The sequence below is a fragment of the Streptomyces albicerus genome, assembly GCF_008905045.1.
Classification (GTDB): domain Bacteria; phylum Actinomycetota; class Actinomycetes; order Streptomycetales; family Streptomycetaceae; genus Streptomyces; species Streptomyces albicerus.
This window is the reverse complement of sequence record NZ_VWMY01000037.1, coordinates 39,353-63,508: the sequence shown is the minus strand read 5'-3', so window position 1 is coordinate 63,508 and position 24,156 is coordinate 39,353. Positions and strand designations below refer to the sequence as shown.

The 24,156-nt window shown below is 70.5% G+C and carries 20 protein-coding genes and 1 pseudogene; 8 read left to right on the top strand and 13 right to left on the bottom strand.

What is annotated here, in order from left to right:
* Positions 1-59 precede the first annotated feature (59 nt).
* The gene (locus tag GAS53_RS31220; RefSeq protein WP_151481086.1) at positions 60-971 is read left to right on the top strand and encodes a helix-turn-helix domain-containing protein; all 912 of its coding nucleotides are present in this window, start codon (positions 60-62) and stop codon (positions 969-971) included.
* Between the two features lie 119 nt (positions 972-1,090).
* On the opposite strand, the pseudogene GAS53_RS56650 reads toward GAS53_RS31220, so the two are convergent.
* Positions 1,091-1,372, bottom strand: a pseudogene (locus GAS53_RS56650) (amidohydrolase); the annotation flags it as partial.
* A 318-nt stretch (positions 1,373-1,690) separates the two neighbouring features.
* Here GAS53_RS56650 and GAS53_RS31210 point away from each other — a divergent pair.
* Both GAS53_RS31210 and GAS53_RS31205 read left to right on the top strand, forming a co-directional pair.
* Positions 1,691-2,662 carry an alpha/beta hydrolase gene (locus tag GAS53_RS31210; RefSeq protein ID WP_151481085.1) on the top strand — a complete coding sequence of 324 codons (972 nt, stop codon included), beginning with the start codon at positions 1,691-1,693 and terminating at the stop codon, positions 2,660-2,662.
* A 41-nt stretch (positions 2,663-2,703) separates the two neighbouring features.
* Positions 2,704-3,420 carry an alpha/beta fold hydrolase gene (locus GAS53_RS31205; RefSeq protein WP_151481084.1) on the top strand — a complete coding sequence of 239 codons (717 nt, stop codon included), beginning with the start codon at positions 2,704-2,706 and terminating at the stop codon, positions 3,418-3,420.
* Between the two features lie 269 nt (positions 3,421-3,689).
* Here GAS53_RS31205 and GAS53_RS31200 read toward each other — a convergent pair whose 3' ends face one another.
* From GAS53_RS31200 to GAS53_RS31175, 6 genes are all read right to left on the bottom strand, one after another.
* Positions 3,690-5,057 (bottom strand): dihydrolipoyl dehydrogenase family protein, encoded by a 1,368-nt coding sequence (locus GAS53_RS31200; protein ID WP_151481083.1) that lies wholly within the window; start codon positions 5,055-5,057, stop codon positions 3,690-3,692.
* A 129-nt stretch (positions 5,058-5,186) separates the two neighbouring features.
* Complete coding sequence (locus GAS53_RS31195; protein WP_192583351.1) at positions 5,187-7,040, bottom strand: hypothetical protein; 1,854 nt, start codon at positions 7,038-7,040, stop codon at positions 5,187-5,189.
* Positions 7,037-7,648, bottom strand: coding sequence for a hypothetical protein (locus GAS53_RS31190; protein WP_151481082.1), 612 nt, complete (start codon positions 7,646-7,648; stop codon positions 7,037-7,039). Before GAS53_RS31190 ends, GAS53_RS31195 begins: the two co-directional genes overlap by 4 nt.
* Positions 7,645-8,517: a carbohydrate ABC transporter permease gene (locus tag GAS53_RS31185; RefSeq protein WP_151481081.1), complete on the bottom strand. Its 873-nt coding sequence runs from the start codon at positions 8,515-8,517 to the stop codon at positions 7,645-7,647. The genes GAS53_RS31190 and GAS53_RS31185 overlap by 4 nt, the downstream gene beginning before the upstream one ends.
* Positions 8,514-9,449: a carbohydrate ABC transporter permease gene (locus GAS53_RS31180; protein ID WP_151481080.1), complete on the bottom strand. Its 936-nt coding sequence runs from the start codon at positions 9,447-9,449 to the stop codon at positions 8,514-8,516. The genes GAS53_RS31185 and GAS53_RS31180 overlap by 4 nt, the downstream gene beginning before the upstream one ends.
* Complete coding sequence (locus GAS53_RS31175) at positions 9,446-10,786, bottom strand: ABC transporter substrate-binding protein (protein WP_151481079.1); 1,341 nt, start codon at positions 10,784-10,786, stop codon at positions 9,446-9,448. Before GAS53_RS31175 ends, GAS53_RS31180 begins: the two co-directional genes overlap by 4 nt.
* Before the next feature lie 214 nt (positions 10,787-11,000).
* Between GAS53_RS31175 and GAS53_RS31170 the strand changes: the two genes are divergently transcribed.
* The 3 genes from GAS53_RS31170 (at position 11,001) to GAS53_RS31160 (ending at position 13,905) form a co-directional block, all read left to right on the top strand.
* Positions 11,001-12,359: a Gfo/Idh/MocA family protein gene (locus GAS53_RS31170; RefSeq protein WP_225859190.1), complete on the top strand. Its 1,359-nt coding sequence runs from the start codon at positions 11,001-11,003 to the stop codon at positions 12,357-12,359.
* Between the two features lie 226 nt (positions 12,360-12,585).
* Positions 12,586-13,038 (top strand): SRPBCC family protein, encoded by a 453-nt coding sequence (locus GAS53_RS56645; RefSeq protein ID WP_151481077.1) that lies wholly within the window; start codon positions 12,586-12,588, stop codon positions 13,036-13,038.
* A gap of 207 nt (positions 13,039-13,245) precedes the next feature.
* Positions 13,246-13,905: an ATP-dependent endonuclease gene (locus tag GAS53_RS31160; RefSeq protein WP_151481076.1), complete on the top strand. Its 660-nt coding sequence runs from the start codon at positions 13,246-13,248 to the stop codon at positions 13,903-13,905.
* Between the two features lie 95 nt (positions 13,906-14,000).
* Here the strand turns inward: GAS53_RS31160 and GAS53_RS31155 are convergent, their stop codons facing one another.
* From GAS53_RS31155 to GAS53_RS31135, 5 genes are all read right to left on the bottom strand, one after another.
* Entirely contained in the window at positions 14,001-15,158 is a 1,158-nt protein-coding gene (locus GAS53_RS31155) for an XdhC family protein (RefSeq protein ID WP_151481075.1), read from the bottom strand.
* A 130-nt stretch (positions 15,159-15,288) separates the two neighbouring features.
* Positions 15,289-16,746: an NCS2 family permease gene (locus tag GAS53_RS31150; RefSeq protein WP_151481074.1), complete on the bottom strand. Its 1,458-nt coding sequence runs from the start codon at positions 16,744-16,746 to the stop codon at positions 15,289-15,291.
* A gap of 231 nt (positions 16,747-16,977) precedes the next feature.
* Positions 16,978-19,377 (bottom strand): xanthine dehydrogenase family protein molybdopterin-binding subunit, encoded by a 2,400-nt coding sequence (locus GAS53_RS31145; RefSeq protein WP_151481073.1) that lies wholly within the window; start codon positions 19,375-19,377, stop codon positions 16,978-16,980.
* A gap of 2 nt (positions 19,378-19,379) precedes the next feature.
* A complete protein-coding gene (locus tag GAS53_RS31140) occupies positions 19,380-19,964 on the bottom strand; it encodes a (2Fe-2S)-binding protein (RefSeq protein ID WP_151481072.1) in 585 nt (194 codons plus the stop codon).
* On the bottom strand, positions 19,964-20,854 hold the full coding sequence (locus GAS53_RS31135) for an FAD binding domain-containing protein (RefSeq protein ID WP_151481071.1): 891 nt from the start codon (positions 20,852-20,854) through the stop codon (positions 19,964-19,966). Before GAS53_RS31135 ends, GAS53_RS31140 begins: the two co-directional genes overlap by 1 nt.
* A gap of 419 nt (positions 20,855-21,273) precedes the next feature.
* On the opposite strand from GAS53_RS31135, the gene GAS53_RS31130 reads away from it, so the two are divergent.
* The gene (locus GAS53_RS31130) at positions 21,274-22,947 is read left to right on the top strand and encodes a PucR family transcriptional regulator (protein WP_151481070.1); all 1,674 of its coding nucleotides are present in this window, start codon (positions 21,274-21,276) and stop codon (positions 22,945-22,947) included.
* A 152-nt stretch (positions 22,948-23,099) separates the two neighbouring features.
* On the top strand, positions 23,100-23,873 hold the full coding sequence (locus tag GAS53_RS31125; RefSeq protein ID WP_151481069.1) for a hypothetical protein: 774 nt from the start codon (positions 23,100-23,102) through the stop codon (positions 23,871-23,873).
* Positions 23,874-23,888: 15 nt separating this feature from the next.
* Here GAS53_RS31125 and GAS53_RS31120 read toward each other — a convergent pair whose 3' ends face one another.
* Positions 23,889-24,098, bottom strand: a complete 210-nt coding sequence (locus GAS53_RS31120; protein ID WP_151481068.1) for a hypothetical protein — start codon at positions 24,096-24,098, stop codon at positions 23,889-23,891.
* Between the last annotated feature and the right edge of the window lie 58 nt (positions 24,099-24,156).

The window sequence follows — 24,156 nt, the reverse complement described above, 5'->3', positions numbered from 1 at the left end:
CTTTCTAGGCTCCGTGAGCAGTGAATAGCGGTTTGTTCGGCCGGGCACGGAGGCGACAGATGATGTCCGACATCAGCACCATCGGGGCTGACAGTGGCGAGACGGTGTGCCGGATGCCCATGGGCCTGGACATCGTCGTCACGGGCCGGGCGCCGGCACGGCTGCCCGGAGAGGGGCGGCCGCAGCAGACCGCTCACCGGCTGACCGCCCGGGTCAACGGCGAGTACCTCTTCGTGGGCGTACGGGGAAGCGCCTCCGGCGCCTTCGACGCACAGCGGAGCCGGGAGATCCGCCTGGAACCCGGAGACATCTGCTTCTACGCCGCGGACCGTCCGCCGCTGCTGGACTTCCCCGAGCACGTCCGGCTGAAGCTCTTCCTCGTGCCGCGCGAGGCGCTGGGGCTCGAGGAGCGTGACGTGGAGCAGGTCATGGCGGCGCCGGTCGGCCGGTCCTCCCGGCTGGGTGCGCTGCTGTCGCCGTTCCTGTCCGAACTCGCCGACACGGTCTCCTCGTCCCAGCCCGCGGTCGGCGAGATGCTCGCCTGGAACGCCGTGAACCTCCTGGCCACCCTCGCCACGGAACAGCTGGGCAAGGACGCGACGGGCATACCCGATGCCCAGTCCCCGCTGCTGTCGCGGATCCTGCGGTTCATCGACCTGCATCTGGCCGACGGGGACCTGTCCCCCGAACTGATCGCCGGGGCCCATCACATCTCGGTGCGGTACCTGCACAAGCTGTTCCAGGACGAGGGCACGACGGTCGGCCGGTGGATCCAGCGCCGCCGTCTCGAGGAGTGCCGTCGCGATCTGATGCGCGGCGTTCACGGCCGGCAGACCATCGCCGCGGTCGCGGGCCGCTGGGGTTTCCTCAGTGCCACGCACTTCAGCCGGGTGTTCCGGGCCGCGTACGGCATGTCCCCGAGCGAGTGGCGGGACACGGCGGGCCGGGGTACGCGGTTTCGCCGCCGGTAGAGCGGTACCGCGTTGGGGCCGCGGCCTGGTCCAGACGGCGTCGGAGCCCGGGAGGCGATGCGCGACCGCGATGACGGCCGCGGCGACGAGCACGGCCTGAAGTGCCGTGGCGATGGTCGGCGCACGGCCTTCTCGAAATCGGCCTCGTAGTCGGAGGCGAGCTGTGGGCGTGGCTGGGCGAATTTCTCGAAATCCGCTGCCGCCCAGGTGAGATTCTCGCCCGCGCCGTTGAGGCGCAGCCATTCGTCCCCGTCCGCGGGGCGGGCCATTTCGATCCAGCTGGCCAGGTCGTCGATTTCCTGACCGGCCGTCTGCGGGAAAAGGTGATACGCGATGCGCAGCGACAGTTGACCTGCCTCGGCCAGTTCAACGACGGTGCTGTAGTTGTCGGGGAAGTTGCGTTGCGAACGACCAGGTCCGCCGCGTCGTCGGTGGCGCCGGGAATCAGCCCGCCGACCGGCATCGTGGACAACGTGGGCCAACCTCCTGAAGGCGAAACGGCTTTCGACGGGAGCGTCACGCTATTCCTGGCGGATACGCCCGTGTGTCCTCTCAGCGCACCGAATGCGTACCGACAGCGCACTGCTTCTTGCCGCGCCCCTTTTCGTGCACGCTGAGGTCAGCTCCGGTGCGCTCGTGGGCAATTCCCGTCGGTTTTCCGGTATTAGCGTGCTGATCGACCGACCCGCAGTTCACGCACGACACTTCAGGAGAATTGCATGTCCGACACCTTCGAGCCGGTCCAGCCAGTGCTGGAGCCGGCGGCAGCCGCTTTCACCGAAGCCACCGCCAACCCTCCCTATCTCTTCGACCTGCCGCCCGCCGAAGGCCGCAAGGCCGTTGACGAGGTGCAGTCCGGCGAGATCGAGAAGCCGCGGATCGACGAGGAGTGGATCACCGTCTCCGGCGGTCCTACGGGCAGCGTCCGGGCCCGGATCGTCAAGCCCGCCGGTGCCCAGGGGACGCTACCGGTGATCCTCTACATCCACGGCGCGGGCTGGGTCTTCGGCAACGCCCACACGCACGACCGCCTGGTCCGCGAACTCGCCGTCGGCGCGAACGCCGCCGTGGTCTTCCCCGAGTACGACCTCTCCCCCGAGGTCCGTTACCCGGTCGCCATCGAGCAGAACTACGCGGTCGCCCGCTGGATCGTCGAGCAGGGCGCGTCCAAGAATCTGGACGGTTCCCGGCTGGCCGTGGCCGGTGACTCCGTCGGCGGCAACATGGCGGCCGCGCTGACGCTGATGGCCAAGCAGCGCGGCGACCTGCCCCTCGTCCAGCAGGTGCTGTTCTACCCGGTCACCGACGCGAACTTCGACACCGGTTCCTACCACCAGTTCGCGACCGGCTACTTCCTGCGGCGCGACGGCATGCAGTGGTTCTGGGACCAGTACACGACCGACGAGGCGGAGCGCGCCCAGATCACCGCTTCCCCGCTGCGGGCGACGACCGAGCAGCTCGCCGGTCTGCCGCCGGCCCTGGTCATCACCGGCGAGGCCGACGTGCTGCGCGACGAGGGCGAGGCATACGCCAACAAACTGCGTGAGGCCGGTGTCCCGGTGACCGCCGTGCGCTTCCAGGCGATCATCCACGACTTCGTGATGCTCAACGCCCTGCGCGAGACGCACGCCGCCGAGGCCGCGATCACGATGGCCGTCGGCACCCTGCGCACCGCGCTCCACGGCCGCTGACCGCGACGAAACGCACGCCCATCCACATCAAGGAGAAGAACATGTCCACCACCCCCACCGCCGTTCTCGTGCACGGTGCCTTCGCGGACGCCGCCAGCTGGTCCGGGGTCGTCGCGGAGCTGCAGAACCACGGCGTCCCCGTGCTGGCGCCGCCGAACCCGCTGCGCGGCGTGGCGTCCGACGCCGCGTACATCGCCTCCGTGGCATCGCAGATCGACGGCCCGGTCGTGCTGGTCGGCCACTCCTACGGCGGTGCGCTCATCACCGTGGCCGGCACCGCGGAGAACGTCGTCGGGCTGGTCTACATCGCCGCCTACGCCCCCGAAGAGGGCGAGAGCCTCGGCGAGTTGCAGGGCCGTTTCCCGCTCTCCCCGCTCGTGAGCAACCTCAAGGAGTGGACGTACCCCGTCGAAGGGGCGGAGCCCGCGGTCGAGGTCACCATCAAGGCCGAGGCGTTCCCGGACATCTTCGCCGCCGACGTCCCGGCCCCGGTCACCAAGGTCCTGGCGGCGGCGCAGCGTCCGCTGGCCGCCTCGGCGTTCACGGAGGCGGCCTCGGCCGCCGCGTGGAAGACCAAGCCCTCCTGGGCGCTGGTGGCGGGCGCGGACCAGGCGATCAACCCCGAGGTCGAGCGTTTTGGCGCGAAGAGGGCCGGGGCGACCATCGTCGAGATCGACGGCGCCTCGCACGCCGTCGCCGTGTCCCAGCCCAAGGAGGTCGCCGACCTGATCCTCGCCGCGGTACGCGCGACGAGCTGACGCCGGGCGACAGGCGTCAGACGGCAGGCGTCAGGCGTCAGGCGTCAGGCGTCAGGCGTCAGTTGGGCACAGCCAGCCGCTCGGACGAGCTCCCCCGTACGGGTCGTCCGCGCGGCTCGGCCGTCTCGTACAGGCCCCTTCACCGGCGCCGGGTCGTGACCACCGCGACCAGACCGCCAGGAGCACACCGGCGGCAAGCGCCATGGTGCGCCGGCGCCGAGCGGGCGGATCCGCGCCGGCGGATCCGCCCGGGCGGGTCGGTGTACGACTCAGCGGAGGGCTCCCAGGGCCGCCTCGATCGTCCGATGGAAGGTGGGATAGGTGTAGATCATGTGCTGGAGCCGGTCGACGGGTACCTCGGCGTGGACGGCCACGTTCAGCCCGTAGAGCACCTCCCCGCCCGCCGGACCCGCCGAGGTCGCGCCGATCAGCACGCCCCGGTCGGCGTCCTCGACAAGCTTGATGAACCCTTCGCCGCCCGGCCCGTGGATCCAGCCGCGTGTGGAGGAGGCGATGGACACCACACTCGTACGCACCCACCGCCCCTGCTCCCGCGCCTGACGCTCAGTCAGGCCGACGGACCCGATCTCCGGGTCGGTGAAGGTGACGCGGGGCAGCGCCCGGTAGTCGGCGTCGGGCCCGGGCTGCCCGAGGATGTCCCGGACGGCGATCTCCGCCTGGTACATCGACACATGAGTGAAGGCGCCCCGGCCGGTGATGTCACCGACCGCCCACAGCCCCTCGCCGGCGCGCAGCTGCCCGTCCGTGGGCACGGCCGCCCCCGTCGGATCGAGTCCCACCGTGTCGAGCCCCAGCGCGGCCAGGTCGGCATACCGCCCGGTGGCGACCAGAAGCCGCTCGGCACGCAGCGGCTCCCCCTCGCCCTCCAGCCATACGGTGAACCCGGCGCCGTCATGGCCGACCTGCCGCGCCCGGGCACCGGTGAGGACGGTGACACCGTCCGCGCGCAGCGCCTCGGCCGCCAACTCCCCAGCTTCCGGCTCCTCTTGGGACAGCAGCCGGTCCTGTCCCTCGATCACCGTGACCGCGCACTTGAAGCGGGCGAATACCTGGGCGAGTTCGACGCCGATGGCACCTCCGCCGAGCACGACCATCGACGCCGGGAGTTCCTTCGCCGCCATCGCGTCCCGGTTGGTCCAGTACGGCGTTCCTTCGAGGCCCGGCACCGGTGGGATCCGGGGGCGGGTGCCGGTGGCCAGCACGACACCGCGCCGCGCCTCGAAAGTGCGGTCACCGACCGTCACCCGGCGCGGCCCGGCCAGGTGTCCCCTCCCCCGGACGAGCCGACCGCCCTTGGCCGTGAGCCGGTCGGCGGCCACCTGGTCGTTCCAGTCGTCGGTGGCCTCGTCGCGGATGCGCCCGGCCACCCTGCTCCAGTCCGGAGTCACGACCGCCTCACCGGCGAGGGCGGGGATCCGGCGCCCCTCGGCCAGCAGATTGCCGGCCCTGATCATCATCTTGCTGGGCACGCATCCCCAGTACGGACACTCGCCCCCGACGAGTTCCGCCTCGACCCCCACCACGTCCAGTCCGGCCTCGGCCAGTGTGCCCGCGACGTACTCACCGCCCGGTCCCAGCCCGACGACGACCACATCCGCCTGCTCGTTCGTGCTCATGTCGCTCCTCATTCGGCCCGCTCCCCTGGGGGTTGTCCCGGCGAGGCTAGAGCGGCCGGACTTCGGCCCATGCCCGCCAGCGCACGGGCACTTGCCCGAGAGCGAACGCCTGGCACGGCACCCCTGGTATCAGCGCAAGGTGAGGCGATGGTCCAGCGGCGATCGTCCCGTGATGAGTACCCGGATGCCGGCCGGCGTCAGTGAACCGCTCATCCACGAGTAGCGCTCCCCCGCGTCCACCACCGGCGGCTGTCTGCCGCCCTTGCCGTTGCCGGGGCCGAAGGTGATGCGGTCGTCTCCGACGGTGTACGAGGCCTCGCCGCTCACGAGGTGGTACGTGTCCGGGGTGCCGGTGACGGGTTCCAGGCCGGCGCCGGTCAGCGTGCCGCCGGGGCGGAAGCACAGCTCCAGGGCGAACGGGACCTCGGAGCCTGTGAGTTGGACGTCCAGGGTCCAGGAGCCGCCCGCCGTCTCCTGGACCAGCACTTCGGTACGGAGTGTGCGGTACTCCTTCGGGCGGTGCGGGAAGTCCATCGCCGACCAGAAGCGGCCGTCGTCGGTGAGCGGGTACAGACCGTCGCGGCGACGGTGCTGCGGCGGCAGCGGTTGGTGGTAGGCGGCATGGACCTCGGCGGTGAGGCGCCAGCCGTCGACCGTGCGCTCCAGGTGCTCCGCCCGGAAGTGGCCGAGCGAGAAGAACTGCGGGGCCAGCCGCAGGGAGTCGAGGATCGCGTCTCCCTTGCGCATCTTGAAGAACGTGGGGTTCGTGGACAAGCCTGATGAGATGGCGCGCACGTCCGGGAAGTCGGTGCCGCCGAAGATGCTCGCGGTGCGGTCGTCACGGCGTACGCGCACGAGGCCACAGGCCGTGTCGTGGTGCTCGAAGTCCGCCTGCAGCTCGGCGGGTTGGGGCAGCTCACGCGCCAGCTCGGGTCTGTCGAGCACCTCGGCGAGCCGGTCGCCCGGCGGGGTCTCGCCGAAGGTCTGGTCGGTGCCCCGTTCACGCAGGAGCGCGGCCACCGCGGCGAACCGGCCGTCTCCGTCGCGGATCGCCAACTCCCTGTACTGGAGCCAGAATTCGGGAAGGTACCGCAGGACTGTCTGGTCCTGGCGGCGCGAATGGACCGACTCCACCTCGCCGTTGGGCTCGATGACGTACAGGGTGGCGGCGAGGTTCCTGCGTACGACCCCGTAGAGGTCCCGGCGTCCGTAGTGGCGCGCGAGGGTCAGGAGGGCCGGATTGGTCACCACCGCCGAGTAGGTGGGGCTGCGTTCGCTGTACTCGCCGCCCGGCAACTGGTCGATGCCCTCGGCGAGCCAGGCGTCGATGCGCTCGGGGTAGGAGGGGTCGGGCCACCGGGCATGGATGCGGGCCAGGGCCGAGCACACGAGCCAACGGTGGTTGGCGGTGTGCAGACCGCCGGTCGCGAGGCCGGGGCCCGCCTTGCGCAGAATGCGTTCGAGGGTGGCGCGCAGGGGCCGCGTGGCCTCGTGATCGTCCCCGGTCAGCAGGCTGTGGGTGAGATTCAGGTCGACGATCGAGAAAGCGGTGTCCGGCGGGGAGTGGGCGGCGCCCTGGTCCCAGAGCCCGTCGTCGAACTGCTCCTCGGCGAGCGCTTCCGCGAGTTCGCCGAGCGGTCCGAGCAGGGCGGCGTCGTGGTGGCGCCTGGAGTCGCCGTGCACGTACACCGAGGTGAGCGTGCGCAGCGCCCGGGCCGAGGAGCGCGCCTTGCCCTGGTCGCGCAGTTCCTTGAGGTACGTGCCGTATCCGTCGAGGACCGAATCGGCCCGGGCATCGGCGGCGCGGGTGAGGAAGTCGACGAAGTCGGTGTCGAGCGGGGCCACTTCACCTTCCGTTTCATCGTGCGTGTCAGCAGCGTCGTGCGTGCCGGCTTCGTCCTGCGTGTCCGCAAGGGCGGTTCCCTGCCCGACGGCTGCCGCCGCGGCGGCGGTGGAGGCGAGGAAGATCCTCCGGCCCATCATGCCGACTCCTGTCGAAGGGGGCGGGCAGACACCCGTACGTCGACCGCCGTCAGCGCCAACGCCAGCGGCCCCGGCGCCAGGAACGCCAGTGGCAGCAGCATCCACGCGCACAGCGCGGCAGCGGCCACCGCCAGCAGGACGAGACCGCTGCCGCCCACGTCCCGTACGGAGTCCCGGGCGGCGCCGACCACCGCCGCACGCCAGTCGGTGAGCGACTCGGGCCGGCCGCAGGCGCGCAGGCCGACGACAGCCGCGCACGCTCCGATGGCCGCCGCGACAACCGCGAAGAGCGGGGCGCCGGGCAGTCCGGCGCGGGCCAGGGCCAGGTCGGCCCAGAGCAGCAGCACGCCCGCCAGGGTCAGCGCTCCGGCCGCGAGGTCGCCGACGCGCAGGCGTCGCCGCAGCAACGCCAAGTACCGTCCTGCCGTGGCCGGTTGGTCCTCGCGCGCCCCGCGCAGGACCGCGCACGCCGTGGACAGCGCCGCCGGCAGTGTGACGACCGGCAGCGCCGCGAGCGCCGTGCACACCCCCACGCTCAGCACGTCCGCGAACAGCGTCATCCGCGGTCCGAAGATCTCGCCCGTCTCGCGGGCCGGTCCGGCGCTCATCCCTTGATCCCGGAGTTCGCCATGCCCTCGACCAGGAACCTCTGGAAGGCGAGGAAGAACAGCACGATCGGCAGCAGGGCGATCACCGACATCGCGAACATCGGGCCGAAGGCCGACGTGCTCGACGCGTCCACGAACGACCTCAACGCCAGCGTGAGCGTGAACTTCTCCGGCGAGAAGAGGTAGATCAGCTGGGTGAAGAAGTCGTTCCAGGTCCAGATGAAGGTGAAGATCGCCGTGGTGATCAGCGCGGGCCGGGTGAGCGGCAGGATGACCAGGAAGAAGCTGCGGAACGGCCCGCAGCCGTCGATCCGCGCCGCCTCCTCCAGCTCACGCGGCAGCCCGCGCATGAACTGCACGATGAGGAAGACGAAAAACGCCTCTGTGGCAAGGAACTTGGGCAGGATCAGCGGCCAGTAGGTGTTCACCATGCCGAGCTGGTTGAAGATGATGTACTGCGGGATCAGCACGGCGTGGTGCGGCAGCATGATCGTCGCGATCATGAAGGCGAAGAGCGGACCGCGGAAGCGGAAGCGCAGCCGGGCGAAGGCGTACGCGGCCAGGGAGCAGCTGAGTACGTTGCCGACGACCGCGCCGCCCGCGATGAACAGCGAGTTGCCGAGCAGCCGCCACACGGAGACGTCGTTCACGCCGTCGAGTGCGGTCTTGTAGTTGGACCACTCCAGGCTGCTGGGCAGCAGGTCGAGGCTGGCGATCACCTCGTCGGCGGGCTTGAGCGAGGTCGCGAGCAGCCACGCCAGCGGATACAGCATCACGAGGAGTGCGGCGAGACAGCCGACGTGCAGGGCGACACGGCGCCAGGCAACCGGCTTGCGTACAGCGGGAGTTGCAGCGGTTGAGGTGGTCATCGGTCCCCCTCGGACGCGTAGAAGACCCAGGAGCGCGAGGTCCTGAACAGCACGGCGGTGACGGCGCCGATGACGAGGAGCAGGGTCCAGGCCATCGCGGACGCGTAGCCCATGTGGGAGGCGACGAAGCCGCGGTCGTAGAGGTAGAGGGTGTAGAAGAGCGTCGAGTCGGCGGGGCCGCCCTTGCCCGCGCTGACCGCGAACGCGGGGGTGAAGACCTGGAAGGCCTGGATGGTCTGGAGCACCAGGTTGAAGAAGATCACCGGGGAGAGCATGGGCACGGTGATGGACAGGAACTGCCGCCATCGGCTCGCCCCGTCGACAGCCGCCGCCTCGTACAGCTCGGAGGGGATCTGCTGGAGCCCGGCGAGGAAGATGACCATGGGCGCGCCGAACTGCCACACCGTCAGCAGCGCGACGGCGAACAGCGCCCAGCCGGGCTTGTTGACCCAGCCGCCCGTGCCCAGCAGGTTGTCGACCGTGCCGCCGTCGTTGAAGACCGCCCGCCACACCAGGGCGATGGACATCGAGGCGCCGAGCAGGGAGGGCGCGTAGAAGGCCGAGCGGTAGAAGGCCCGCCCGCGCCGCATGGACTTCAGCGCGAGCGCGACGACCAGGGCGAGGCCGAGTTGGAGGGGCACGGCGATGACGACGTACGTGAGGGTCGCGACGACCGAGCGCCAGTAGCGCGGGTCCTCGGTGAACATCTGCGTGTAGTTGCGCAGGCCCACCCACTGGGGCGGGTTGAACAAGTCGTAGTCGGTGAAGGAGAGATAGAGCGAGACGGCCATCGGGAGCAGGGTCAGTACGGCCGCGCCGAGGACCCACGGGGAGAGGAACACCCAGGCTGCGCCCTCGCGTTGGCGCTTGGGCCGCTTGGCCGGGGTGGTCTTCGCGGTACGGGCGGGGGCCGGTATCTCGGTGGTGGTCATGACCTCAGCTCCGCCTTCGCCTCGGTGACGTAGTCCTCGGCCGCCTCACGGGGCGACATCCGCTCGAACGACACCTGGTCGTAGTCGCGCTGGAAGGTGGTCTGCAGGGCGCTGTCGCCCGAAGGCGGCGCCTGCGGCGGGGAGTTGAGGGTGCCGTCCACGGACGCCTGGTAGTCGGCGACCGTCTTGTCGAAGTCCTTGAGCTCGGGCGCGATCTTCTCGCGGATCGATTCGTTGACGGGGATGCCGCGGGTCGCGCCGAGGATCTTCGCGGCGTCCATGTCGTTCAGCATGAAGTCGATGAACCGGGCCGACTCTTCGGGATGGCCGGAGCTGTCCGCGATGCCCATGAACATCGACGGCTTGAAGTACTGGCCGGGCGTGCCGTCCTCGCCGGACGGCATGGGGGCGAGGGTGACTCCGGTCGGGACGAGGGCCAGGAAGCCGCTGGACGGCGCGTCCCAGTTGTTGTCGGAGAGGGCCCTGCCGCCGCGTCCGAGCGGGGTGTTCTCGACGGTGCCGTCGAGCTGGGTGGTCTCCTCGGCCGGTGAGACGGCTCCCTCCCTGCGCAGTCGGTCCGTGAAGGTCCAGTAGCGCGTCAGGTCGTCTGCGGTGAAGCCGAGTTTCCCGTCCTTGGTGTAGAGGGACTTGCCCTGGCCGCGCAGCCAGACCTCGAAGGCGTCCTCGCTCCATCCCGGATCGGTGCCGCCGGGCTTGCCCGTTTTCTCGGCGAGGGCGCGCATGGCGTCGGCCCAGTCGTTCCAGGTCCAGCCCTCGCGGGGCAGCTCGACTCCGGCGGCCTTCCACTGTTTCGTGTCGTACACGATGGTCTCGGTGCCGCGCGCCTGGGGGACCGCGTACTGCCTGTCGTCCACGACACCCGTGGCAAGGAGGCCCTTGTCGATATCCGCGGTGCTCAGCGCGGACCGCTGCTTCGCGAGGTCCAGCAGCACACCGCCGGACGCGTACTGGTCGATCATCCGGTAGTCGAGCTGCATCACGTCGGGGGCGTCGCCGCCGGCCGCCTGGGTGGCCAGCTTCTGCTTGTAGGCGTCGTAGCCGGAGAAGGACGTCTGCACGTCGATGTCCGGGTGCTTCTTCTCGAAGAGGTCGACGGCCGCCTGGGTTCTGGCCGCCCTGTCCGGATTGCCCCACCAGGTGTAGCGCAGCACGGCCTTGCCGCCCGCGCTGCTGGACTCTCCCGAGTCGGAGCAGCCGGTGAGAGCCGCGGCCGCGCAGAGCGCGAGGGTCGCGGCCGTCGTGCGGGACGGCCAGGGAGTCCTGGCCCTGCGGGACGGCCAGGACCTCCAGGACTTCCTTGTCCTGTTTCCGGGCATGAGTGGGTCACCTCTTTCGCTAGAAAGCGCTTCCACCCCCCGCACGACCTTAGGGAAGGTCCTGATGTCAGAACAAGACCCCCGAGCCGCATCCGTCTCATCCGCAGCGTCTGGCGCGTTTGCGGCGTCTGGCGCGTCCGCCGCATCTGGCGCGTCCGTCTCGTCCACCGCGTCCGTCTCGTCCGCCGCGGAAGGGCGTCGTCGGTGTGCCGTGGTGGGGCTTGGTGCCCGCGCCCGGCTGTTCACCGAGGCGCTCGCCGGTCCGTACGCGGATCGGATCGACCTGGTGGGGTTCTGCGATGTCAACGCCCATCGCATGGCGGTCCACAACGGCTGGATCGCGGCCGATCATCCCGGGCGGGAGCCCGTACCCGCTTACGCCGCCGAGGACTTCGAGGTGATGCTGCACCGGGAGCGGGTTGACCTCGTGGTGGTGTGCAGTGTCGACCGGACACACGACGACTACATCGTGCGCGCCCTGGAGGCGGGCTGCGACGTCGTCACCGAGAAGCCGATGACCACCGATGCCGAGCGGGCGCGTCGCATCCTGGAGGCCCGGCGGCGGACCGGGCGGGACGTGCGGGTCGCCTTCAACTACCGCTACAACCCAGTGCATTCGGCCGTACGGGAACTCATCGCGGCCGGGGAGATCGGCGAGGTCGGCTCGGTGCACTTCGAGTGGCTGCTCGATCTGCGGCACGGCGCGGACTACTTCCGGCGGTGGCACCGGGACAAGGCCAACTCCGGCGGCCTGATGGTCCATAAGTCGACTCATCACTTCGATCTGGTGAACTGGTGGCTGGGGACGGGGCCGGAGACCGTATTCGCGCAGGGTGGTCTCTTCTTCTACGGTGACGAGGCGGGGCGGCGGCGGGGGCTTGCCCGGCCCTATGCCCGGGCCCACGGTGCCGCTGCCGCTGAGGGCGACCCCTTTGCCGTACGTCTCGCGGATTCGGATGTGCTCAGCGCGTTGTATCTCGACGCCGAGCGGGAGGACGGCTATCACCGCGATCAGAACGTGTTCGGGCCCGGGGTGACCATCGAGGACGACATGGCGGTGCTTGTGCGGTACACGTCCGGGGCCTCCCTGACCTACCACCTCACCGCCTATTCCCCTTGGGAGGGCTATCGCGTCGCCTTCAACGGCAGCGAGGGGCGGCTCGAGCTCCTCGTCGAGGAGTCGACCTGGGTGCGGTCCGATGTCGAGGTCGAGGGGAGCGGTCCGGTCATGCACGGTTCCGCCGTCGGTGACGAGGCCGGGCGTACGGAGTTGCTGCTGCGGCGGTTCTGGGAGCGGCCTCGTGAGGTGAAGGTCGCCAGTGGGGAGGGTGGGCATGGGGGTGGGGACGTGCGGATGTTGGCGGATCTGTTCGGGCCGTGGGTGGGTGTAGGTGCGGGTTCGGGTGCCGGTTCGGGTTCGGGTGCGGGTTCGGATTCGGGTGTGAGTGCTGATCCGTTGGGGCGGGCCGCGGACGCCGTCGATGGGGCTCGGTCGTTGGTTACCGGGCTTGCGGCCAATGAGTCGTTCGAGACCGGATTGCCTGTTCAGGTGCGGGATTTGCTGGACGTCTGAGTTCGGAGCGCGTCACCGGTGGGGCGCTTCCGGCCCGGTGGGGTGGGGGCGGGGCCGTGCCGGTATGTCCGTTCGCAACCACTGGGCGTACTGCCCTTGGTTGCAACGGGTGGAGGTTTCCAGCGGGAGCTCTACGTTGCGAACGTGACATACCGGCACGGCCTCGCCCCCGGGTGCGTTGGCGGGTGCGGGAGCGTTTTGACTGTTGTGTGCATACGATCTTGGTGTGGTTCTCTTTGTCGTTCGGCGGGACAGCTCGGTGAGTGCTGGTGAGGCTTGGCAGCGGCTTACCGCGTGGGAGCGGCATGGTCGTGTGGTGCCGTTGACTCGGGTCTCTGTCGTCACGGTGGCGCCGGGTGGGGTGGGGACTGTCTTCGTGGCGCGGTCCGGTGTCGGCGGTGCGGCGTTCGATGACCCCATGGAGGTCGTCGTCTGGCGGCCGCCTGAGGGGGAGGGCTCCGGTGGCGGATTCGGATTGTGTCGGCTCGTCAAACGGGGGGCGTTTGTTACCGGGTGGGCCGAGGTGGAGGTGCGTCCGGTCGTGGGTGGTGGTTCGTGGGTGGTGTGGCGGGAGGAGTTGGGAGTGCGGGGGCTGCCCCGGGTTCTCGATCCCGTGTTGAGGTGGGCGGCTCGGTGGGTGTTCGGGCGGGCTGTGGACAAGTTGCTGCGGTGGCCCTGAGGGCGTCGTACGTGGTGAAGGCCTCCCGGCTGTCGGGGACGAACGGCCAGCGCCACAGCGCCTGTCGGAAGTCGGCCTCGGGGAGCCAGTCGGTCCTGCTCGTCCACGCGTTCCACCGGCTCGCCCATGAGACTCATGGGGTCACGATGTCAAAGGCATCCGAAATGACGTGGAGTGACTCCGGCCGGAGTTGCGAGACTGGCATGCATGAACGACATGGGGAGATTCCGGCGGGCCGTCGTGGAGTGGGCGGCCGGTGGGGTGGAGGCGCCGGCGGCTGCCGAGTCCGCGCGGGAGCTGGCGGGTGGCGTCGGGCTGCGTACGGTCGTGCTTGTGGAGGGCGGGAGTGATCAGGTCGCGCTTGAATCGCTGGCCGCCAGGCTTGGCCGGGATCTTGACGCGGAGGGTGTTTCGGTCGTGCCGCTCGGGGGTGCGACGAGTATCGGACGGTTCGTGGATCTGTGCGGTCCCGGGGGACTCGATGTGCGGCTGGCCGGTCTGTGCGACGCGGGAGAGGAGCGCTTCTTCCGGCGTGCGCTGGAGCGGGCCGGGCTCGCCTCCGATCTCACGCGCGACGGGCTGGAACCGCTCGGGTTCTATGTGTGCGACGCGGATCTGGAGGACGAGTTGATCCGTTCGCTGGGCGCCGATGCCGTACAGCAAGTCGTCGACGTGCAGGGTGAGTTGCGGTCGTTTCGTATCTTCCAGAATCAGCCTGCCCAGCGCGAGCGGACCGTCGAGCAGCAGCTCCATCGCTTCATGGGGACGCATAAGGGCCGCAAGGCCCAGTACGCGCACGAGCTTGTCGAGAGTCTGGATCTGGAACGGACACCGCGGCCCTTGGAGCGGCTTCTAGCCCATGTCTGACTGTCTGAGCGTCTCAGTGTCTGACGTGCGGGAGGTCGGGGGTTCTTCGGGTTCCGCGTCTGCCCGTGAGCTCGTGCCCGGCCCTTTGGGGCAGGTCAGGCTACCGAACCGATCCGTCCCGTCGGCTCCGGCGTTGAGGACATGTCGTGGTGGATCGGTGTGTGGGCGCCGGTCAGTGATGTCCCGCTGCCTCCCCGTCGGTTCGCGACGATCTCCGAGGCTATGGAGAGGGCGGTCTCCTCGGGCGTACGGGCTCCGAGGTCGAGGCCGATCGGTGAGCGCAGGCGGGCCAACTCCAGTTCGGTGACGCCGACTTCGCGGAGGCGGTCGTTGCGGTCGAGGTGAGTGCGGCGGGAGCCCATCGCGCCGACGTATGCGACCGGCAGGCGAAGGGCGAGCTGGAGGAGGGGTACGTCGAACTTGGCGTCGTGGGTCAGGACGCAGAGGACCGTGCGGGCGTCGACCTCCGTGCGCTCCAGGTACTTGTGCGGCCACTCGACGGTGATCTCGTCCGCCTCTGGGAAGCGGGCCCGCGTCGCGAAGACGGGGCGCGCGTCGCACACCGTCACGTGGTAGCCGAGGAACTTGCCGATGCGGACCAGGGCGGAGGCGAAGTCGATCGCGCCGAAGACGATCATGCGGGGCGGTGGGACCGAGGACTCGACCAGGAGTGTGAGCGGTGCTCCGCAGCGAGAGCCCTGCTCTCCGATCTCCAGGGTGCCGGTCCGGCCGGTGTCGAGGAAGGCGCGCGCCTCGTCGACCACCGTGCGGTCCAGTTCGGGGTGGGCGCCGAAGCCGCCCTCGTACGAGCCGTCGGGGAGTACGAGGAGGGCGCGGCCCAGTAGTCCGGCCGGGCCGGAGACGATGCGCGCCACCGCCGCCGCCTCTCCGCGGGCGGCGGCGGACAGCGCCGACGCGAACACCTTCCGGGAGGCGTCCGAGGCGCGTACCGGGGTCACCAGGATGTCGATGATCCCGCCGCACGTCAGGCCCACCGCGAAGGCGTCCTCGTCGCTGTAGCCGAAGCGTTCGAGGACCGGCTCCCCGTCCTCCAACGCCTGTTGGCACAGTTCGTACACCGCGCCCTCCACACAGCCGCCGGAGACCGAGCCGATCGCCGTGCCGTCGGCGTCCACCGCGAGGGCGGCACCCGGCCGGCGGGGTGCGCTGCCGCCGACCGCCACCACGGTGGCCACGGCGAAGTCGCGTCCCTGCTCCACCCAGCGGTGCAGCTCCTCGGCGATGTCCAGCATCTCTCGGTCTCCTTGATCGCGGTTGTGGGAGGGCCTTGGTGCGGTGCAGCGCCCCGTAAGGGGCGCGGGGAACTGCGCGACCAGCGACGACGGACCCGCAGACGAGGCACCGCACCTCCAGCGGGAGCGTCTAGTGGACGCCCATCCAGCTCTCGATCGGGTTGAGGGCGAAGAAGACGAGGAAGATCGCCGTCAGGCCCCACATGAACGCCCCGATCTCCCGGGCCTTGCCCTGGCCGATCTTGATGGCGACGTAGCTGATGACTCCGGCCGCGACGCCCGCGGTGATGGAGTACGTGAACGGCATGATCACGACGGTCAGGAAGACCGGGACCGCGGTGGCGCGGTCGGCCCAGTCCACGTGCCGGGCGTTCGTCATCATCATGGCGCCGATGACGACCAGGGCCGCGGCCGCGACCTCGCCGGGGACGATCGCCGTCAGCGGGGTGAAGAAGAGGCAGGCCGCGAAGAACAGACCGGTGATGACGGAGGACAGGCCCGTGCGGGCGCCTTCGCCCACCCCGGTCGCCGACTCCACGAACACCGTCTGACCGGAGGCGCCCGAGACGCCGCCGATCGCGCCGCCCGCGCCGTCGATGAACAGTGCCTTGGACAGGCCCGGCATCCGGCCCTTCTCGTCGGCCAGCTTGGCCTCGGTGCCGACGCCGATGATGGTGGCCATCGCGTCGAAGAAGCCCGCGAGGACGAGGGTGAAGACGATCATGCCGACCGTCATCGCGCCGACCTGGCCCCAGCCGCCGAACTCGACGTCGCCGAAGATCGAGAAGTCAGGCATCGACACCGCGCTGCCGTGCAGCTCGGGGGCGCCGCTGGCCCACTGCTTGGGGTCGATGACGTCGAGGGCGTTGAGGATCACGGCGAGGACCGTGCCGCTGACGATGCCGACGAGGATCGCGCCGGGGATGCCCCGGGCCTGGAGCATGAAGATCAGGAGGAGGGTCGCGGCGAAGAGCAGGACCGGCCAGCCGGCGAGTTCGCCGTTCGGGCCGAGGGAGACCGGGGTCGCCTTGCCCTGGTGGACGAAGCCCGCCTTCACCAGGCCGATCAGGGCGACGAACAGACCGATGCCCATCGTGATCGCGTGCTTCAGCGCCAGCGGGATCGCGTTCATGATCATCTCGCGCAGCCCGGTGACCACCAGGAGCATGATCACGACGCCGTACATCACACACATGCCCATGGCCTGCGGCCAGGTCATCTGGGGCGCGACCTGCGAGGAGAGCACGCCGGAGACGGAGAGTCCGGCGGCGAGGGCGAGCGGCACCTTGCCGAAGAAGCCCATCAGGAGCGTGGTGAAGGCCGCCGCGAACGCCGTCGCGGTGATCAGAGCCTGCTGGCCGAGCGTGTTCCCGGCGGCGTCCTTGCCGGAGAGGACTAGCGGGTTGAGCAGCAGGATGTACGCCATCGCCATGAAGGTCGTGACGCCGCCGCGCATCTCACGCGCGACCGTGCTTCCTCGCTTGGATATGTGAAAGTACCGGTCGAGCCAGGACCTGCCGGCCGGGACGCGGGTTCCCTCACCCGCGTCTTCGGCTGTGGTCCTGGGCTCCAGTGACTGCTGGGTCATGGTGCCGTCTCCCAAGGTTCATAGGGGCTCCCGCGGAAACCGCCGTGGCGGCGCGGGTTTTGGGAAGGTGCACGACCCGGGGGACGGCCCGAGACGAACGAAAAGCGGTACTGCACTTGAACCGGTACCAGGGGTTGCCGTTGGTTGTACGGCCGCCCGGAGCCGGGGGTGCCGTTGCTGTGCCCAGCCGTTCCGCCTTGCGGAACGCTGCCCACAGCAACGGCGGGTCGCCTACGCCGTTCCGGTGAGGTGCTCCGGGCGTACCGGCGTGCGGTTGAGCTCCAAGCCCGTCGCGTTCCGGATCGCCGCGAGGACGGCCGGAGTCGAGGACAGGGTCGGGGCCTCGCCGACGCCGCGGAGCCCGTAGGGCGCGTGGTCGTCGGCGAGTTCGAGCACGTCGACGGGGATGGTCGGCGTGTCGAGGATCGTGGGGATGAGGTAGTCGGTGAAGGAGGGGTTCCTGACCTTCGCCGTCTTCGGGTCGACGACGATCTCCTCCATGACCGCGACGCCCAGGCCCTGGGTCGTACCGCCCTGGATCTGGCCGATCACGGACAGCGGGTTGAGTGCTTTGCCGACGTCCTGGGCGCAGGCCAGCTCGATGACCTTCACCAGGCCGAGCTCGGTGTCCACCTCGACGACGGCGCGGTGCGCGGCGAAGGAGTACTGGACGTGGCCGAAGCCCTGGCCGGTACGGAGGTCGAAGGCCTCGGTCGGCCGGTGCCGCCACTCCTCCTCGACCTCGACCGCCTCGCCGTCGAGTACGTCCGCCAGGTCGGCGAGGACCTCGCCGCCGTCGGTGACGACCTTGCCGCCCTCCAGGAGCAGCTCGGCGGTGGCCCAGGCCGGGTGGTACGTGCCGAACTTGCGGCGGCCGATCTCCAGGACCTTCTCGCGGACCAGCTCGCAGGCGTTCTTGACGGCGCCACCGGTGACGTACGTCTGACGGGATGCGGAAGTCGAACCGGCCGAGCCCACCTGTGTGTCCGCCGGGTGGATCGTCACCTGGGCGACGCCCAGCTCGGTGCGGGCGATCTGCGCGTGGACGGTGACACCGCCCTGGCCGACCTCCGCCATCGCGGTGTGGACGGTCGCGACGGGCTCGCCGCCGACAACCTCCATACGGACCTTGGCGGTCGAGTAGTCGTCGAAGCCCTCGGAGAAGCCGACGTTCTTGATGCCGACCGCGTAGCCGACACCGCGGACGACGCCCTCGCCGTGGGTGGTGTTGGACAGGCCGCCCGGCAGCTGGCGGACATCCGCCTGCTCACCGGCCGCGAGCCACTGCTGCTCCGGCGGCATCGGCATCGCCTTGACGCGGCGCAGGAGTTCGGCGACCGGGGCCGGCGAGTCGACCGGCTGCCCGGTCGGCATGATCGTGCCCTGCGACATCGCGTTGAGCCGGCGGAACTCGACCCGGTCCATGCCCACCTTGTCGGCGAGCTTGTCCATCTGCGCCTCGTACGCGAAGCACGCCTGGACGGCGCCGAAGCCGCGCATGGCGCCGCAGGGCGGGTTGTTGGAGTAGAGCGCGAGCGCCTCGATGTCGACGTCGTCGACCACGTACGGGCCGACCGACAGGGACGCCGCGTTGCCGACGACCGCCGGGGAGGCCGACGCGTACGCGCCGCCGTCAAGAACGATCCGGCACTTCATGTGCGTGAGCTTGCCGTCCTTGGTCGCCCCGTGCTCGTAGTGGAGCTTCGCCGGGTGGCGGTGGACGTGCCCGAAGAAGGACTCGAACCGGTTGTAGACGATCTTGACCGGCTTGCCGGTGCGCAGCGCCAGCAGGCAGGCGTGGATCTGCATCGACAGGTCCTCGCGGCCGCCGAACGCGCCGCCGACGCCGGACAGCGTCATCCGGACCTTGTCCTCGGGCAGCCCGAGGACCGGGGCGATCTGCCGCAGGTCGGAGTGCAGCCACTGGGTGGCGATGTAGAGGTCGACACCGCCGTCCTCGGCGGGCACGGCGAGACCGGACTCCGGGCCGAGGAACGCCTGGTCCTGCATGCCGAAGGTGTACTCGCCCTCGACGACGAAGTCGGCGCGCTCCCGGGCGGCCGCGACGTCACCGCGGACGATCGGCTGGCGGTGCAGGATGTTCGGGTGCGGGACGTGGCCGATGTGGTGGTCGGTGCGCCCCTCGTGGATCAGCGGGGCGTCGGGGGCGGTGGCGCTCGCCTCGTCGGTCACGACCGGGAGTTCGCGGTACTCCACCTTGATCTTGGCGGCGGCGCGGCGCGCGGTCTCCGGGTGGTCGGCGGCCACGATCGCGACGGGCTCACCGTGGTGGCGTACGCGGCCATGGGCGAGGACCGGGGTGTCCTGGATCTCCAGGCCGTAGTTCCTCGCGTCCGTCGGCAGGTCGTCGTACGTCATGACGGCGTAGACACCGGCCTGTGCGAGGGCTTCGGAGGTGTCGATCGACACGATCTCCGCGTGGGCCACCGGGGAGCGCAGGATCTGGCCCCAGAGCATGTCCTCGTGCCACATGTCGGAGGAGTACGCGAACTCGCCGGTGACCTTGAGCGTGCCGTCCGGGCGGAGCGTGGACTCGCCGATGCCGCCCTTGGTCTGGGAACCCTGGGTGACCTTGGTGGGAGTACCGATGGGCGCGCCGTTGGTGGGCATCGTCAGACCGCCTCTCCCTGCCGGGCGGCCGCCAGACGCACCGCGTCCATGATCTTCTCGTAGCCGGTGCAGCGGCAGAGGTTGCCCGACAGCGCCTCGCGGATGTCCGCGTCGGTCGGGGTCGGGTTGCGCTCCAGCATCTCGTCGGCGGCGACCAGCAGGCCCGGGGTGCAGAAGCCGCACTGGACGGCGCCGGCGTCGATGAACGCCTGCTGGATCGGGGAGAGTTCGGTGCCTTCGCCCGTCTGGGAGTCGGAGGGCCTGGCCTCCCACTGCTTGGCCGCGTCCAGGGGCGTACCGCACGCCCCGGTCGCGCAACCCCCCTGCTCCGCACGCTGTTTGGCGTAGTCCGCGAGGCCCTCGACCGTGACGACCTCGCACCCTTCGACCTGCCCGGCCGCGACCAGACACGAACACACCGGTACGCCGTCCAGGCGGACCGTGCAGGACCCGCACTCGCCCTGTTCGCAGGCGTTCTTCGAACCCGGCAGGCCCAGGCGCTCCCTCAGCACGTACAGCAGGGACTCGCCCTCCCACACGTCGTCGGCTTCCTGCGGACGTCCGTTGACCGTGAAATTGACGCGCATTACGCGACTCCCTCCGTGCTGGCGGCGGTGCCGCGGTACGACTCCCAGGTCCAGGTCAGCGTGCGGCGGGCCATGATGCCGACCGCGTGGCGGCGGTAGCTCGCCGTGCCCCGGACGTCGTCGATCGGGTTGCAGGCGGCGGAGCACAGCTCCGCGAACTGCTTGGCGACCGACGGAGTGATGATCTTGCCGTTGTCCCAGAAGCCGCCCTCTTCGAGCGCCGCGTTCAGGAACTCCTCGGCGGCCTTGGCCCTCACGGGCGTGGGCGCGGCCGAGCCGATGCCGGTGCGGACCGTGCGCGACGACGGGTGCAGCGCCAGACCGAAGGCACAGACCGCGATCACCATGGCGTTGCGGGTGCCGACCTTCGAGAACTGCTGCGGGCCGTCGGCCTTCTTGATGTGGACGGCCCTGATGAGCTCGTCGGCGGCGAGCGCGTTGCGCTTCACGCCGGTGTAGAACTCGTCGATCGGGATGAGCCGGGAGCCTCGTACGGACTCCGCCTCGACCTCCGCGCCCGCCGCGAGGAGCGCGGGGTGGGCGTCGCCGGCCGGGGAAGCGGTGCCGAGGTTGCCGCCGACGCCGCCGCGGTTGCGGATCTGCGGGGAGGCCACGGTGTGGGAGGCGAGGGCCAGGCCGGGCAGTTCGCCGCGCAGCCGCTCCATGATCCGGGTGTACGGGACCGAGGCTCCCAGGCGGACTGACTCCTCGCCGACCTCCCACTCGCTCAGCTCGCCGATGCGGTTCAGGTCCAGCAGGTACTCGGGCCGCCGGTGGTCGAAGTTGATCTCGACCATCACATCGGTGCCACCCGCAATCGGCACAGCGGTGGGGTGCTCGGCCTTGGCGGCGAGCGCCTCCTCCCAGCTGGCGGGGCGAAGGAAGTCCATGACCGGCTCTCTTCTTCGTCTCGTGGATGGTTCTGTTCAAGCCAGATCGTGTGCGGCGGGCCCGGCTCGTTCATGAGTTGTTCACGTGGATTGGACTCAGTACACAGCGCCGCCCCGCACGGGGGTCAGTCACCGAAACCATGAAGGAGTTGGCTGGCCAGGGCGCTCATCTTGTAGATTCATATGAACGGAGGTCTTCAGTAACCTCCCCGCTTTCCTCTGGAAACACCATCCACAGCCTCGGGAAACAGCGACCACCGTTCGCGAAAGCCCAGGACACGGGCCATGGGAGCCGGGACCACCGTCCGCCGGACGCCCTGGGGCCCGCGCTGCGGAGCCCGGGGACCCGCGTGCCGGGTCCCGCCCTCAGATCCATCCAGATCCATCGTAGATTTCGAGACAGAACGGCGGCGACGAGAATGCGGCTGCGCGCACTGCTGGACACCGACGCGCTGGGCCTGCGGCTGCTCGGCGGCGAGGACGAGCTGGACCGCACCGTGCGCGGTGTGATGACCACGGACCTACGGGACCCGAGCCGCTATCTCTCCGGCGGCGAGCTGGTGCTCACGGGCCTCGCCTGGCGCCGTGACGCAGCCGACTCCGAGCCCTTCGTACGGATCCTCACGGGCGCCGGAGTCACCGCGCTGGCCGCCGGCGAGGCCGAGCTGGGCGCCATCCCGGACGATCTGGTGGCGGCCTGCGCCCGGCACCGGCTGCCGCTGTTCGCCGTCAACGAGTCGGTGGCCTTCGCGACGATCACCGAGCATGTCGTACGGCAGGTGTCGGGCGAGCGGGCCGGGGACCTGGCCGCCGTGGTGGACCGGCACCGCCGGATGATGACCTCCGGCCCGGCGGGCGGCGGCCCGGACGTGGTCCTGGACCTGCTCGGCTCCGACCTGGACCTGCAGGCCTGGGTCCTCTCCCCCGCCGGACGCCTCATCGCGGGCTCGAACCTCACGGAACCGGGACTGCCCGCCGACGTCTGCGCCACGCTCGCGGGCGAGCACCTGGCGGCCGTCCGCACCGGGCGGCGCGGGCCGTACCGCGTGACCGTGGGCGGCACGACGTACTCGCTCTTCCCGATCCGCAGCAGCGGCCGCGGTACGGCGGGCGCGCGCGACGTACGCGAGACGGTCCTGTCCGACTGGCTGCTAGCGGTCGAGGCGGACGCCGGGGACTGGCCGGAGGAGCGGCTCGACCTGCTGGAGGGCGTGACACAGCTGATCGCGGTCGAACGGGACCGGCGGGACGCGGCACGCACCGTGCGCCGGCGGCTCGCGCAGGAGGTGCTGGAGCTGGTGCAGACCGGTGCCGCGCCCGCCGAGATCGCGGCGCGGCTGCGGGTCGCGGCGCCCGTGCTGCTGCCCGGTCTCGGCGCCGCCCCGCACTGGCAGGTCGTGGTCGCCCGCGTCGAGTGGGACGGCGGAGAGATCGAGGGCGGGCCGGTGGCGCAGGCGCTGCTCGAGGAGATCCTCGTCGACCCGCTGACGTCGGGACCCGAGCCGTCCGACCGGATCGCGGTCGCCCATACGGGCGACGAGGCCATCGCGCTCGTACCGCTTCCGGCGGTTTCCTCGGAGCACGACGGCTCCGAGGCCGGACTGCTCGCCGACACGCTGCTCGAGGCCGTACGCGACCCGCTGTCGGCGGGGCTCGACGACGACGGGCGGCTCACGCTCGGCGTCAGCGCCGCCGTGCACTCGGCGGACGGGCTGCGCGGCGCCCTGGAGGAGGCCCGGCACGCGCGCCGGGTCGCGGCGGCGCGGCCCGGACGGGTGTGCGCGGCCGGACACCAGGAGCTGGCGTCCCACGTCCTGCTGCTGCCTTTCGTGCCGGACGACGTACGCCGCGCCTTCACGGCGCGCCTTCTCGACCCGCTGCGCGACTACGACAGACGCCACCGCGCCGAACTGATCCCCACCCTCGAGGCCTTTCTCGACTGTGACGGCTCCTGGACCCGGTGTGCCGCCCGTCTGCACCTGCACGTCAACACGCTGCGCTACCGGGTGGGGCGCATCGAGCAGTTGACGGGTCGCGATCTTTCCCGGCTCGAGGACAAGCTGGACTTCTTCCTCGCGTTGCGGATGAGCTGAGGTCACAGCGTTGTGGATCTGAGGGCACCAAGTGCCATCTCTGTCCCACGACTTTGTGAAATCCTTCACCCACCCCCTTGGCCGGGCGCGCCCATTCGTGCTGAGATGCGGCCACCACTCAACAGCTCAATGGCGTGCTCGGGGAGGGCAACGTGGCGCAAACCGCCATGTCTGGTTACGGAACGGCTGCAGGGGACGATCCACTCCAGACCGCGGTATGGCGGCTGCGCTCGCGCGCCTGCTGGGCCGACGCGGCCGCGCTCCTCGAACCGCGTACGGCGGGGGCCGCCCTCCAGCGGGCCTCGCTCCTCGTCGAGCGGTGTCTCTACACCGAGCAGGGGTGGGCCGAGGCCGAGGACGCGCTGCGTACGGCGGAGGCGCTGGCCCAGAGCGACGACGAGCGGGGCGCCGCGGCGTGCGAGCGGGGGCAGCTCGCGTACGCGTCCACGCTGCTCGCCGTGCGCGACCGGGCGGACGAGGCGCGGGCCGCGCTCGGCCGGGCGGCTGCGCTGATCGCGCCGGGTGCTCCGGGCCGGGCCCTGCTCGACTTCCGGCGCGGCCTGCTCGCGGAGAACCTGGCGCGTTCCCCGCAGTCCGCCCGTGCCGCCTACCGCCGCGCCCACGCGGGCGCCGTCGCCCAGGACGACTCCCTGCTGCTCTCCTTCACCTGGCGCCATCTCGCCGGACTCGCCCTGCGCGACGGCGAGTTGGCGGAGGCCCGGCACGGCTTCACCGAATCCCTGCGCATCCGCGAGGAGTTGGGCTACCTGGTCGGCACGGCCCCGGCGCTGGCCTCCCTGGCCGACGCGGAGACCGAACCGGAGGCCTCCAGGCTGCGGGCCGAGGCGGGCCGGCTGTTCCGGCTGCTGGGGGGCGTACCCACGTGGCTGGCGGATCAGTTGGCGCCGCCCGCGGCCACGGCTTGAGCGGTCTCGGGGGGCTCACTTCCCCGAGTCCGCTTGGCTGTTCTGGACGTTCGCCCAAAGGTCCTGGACCAACGTCCAGGACTCGGCGCGGAGTTCGGGGTTCTGGGCGAGGAACACGACGACGGCCACGACGAGGATCAGCTTCAGCAGTCCGCCGAGGCCGGAGCCGGAGCGGCCGCGCACGCGGTTGCGGTGGCGGCGCTGGGCGTCCATGTGGTCGTTCATCTCACGGAATCGACGTGCCGCGTCGGAGTGGTGCTGCTGTGCCGCCTGCATGCCAGGG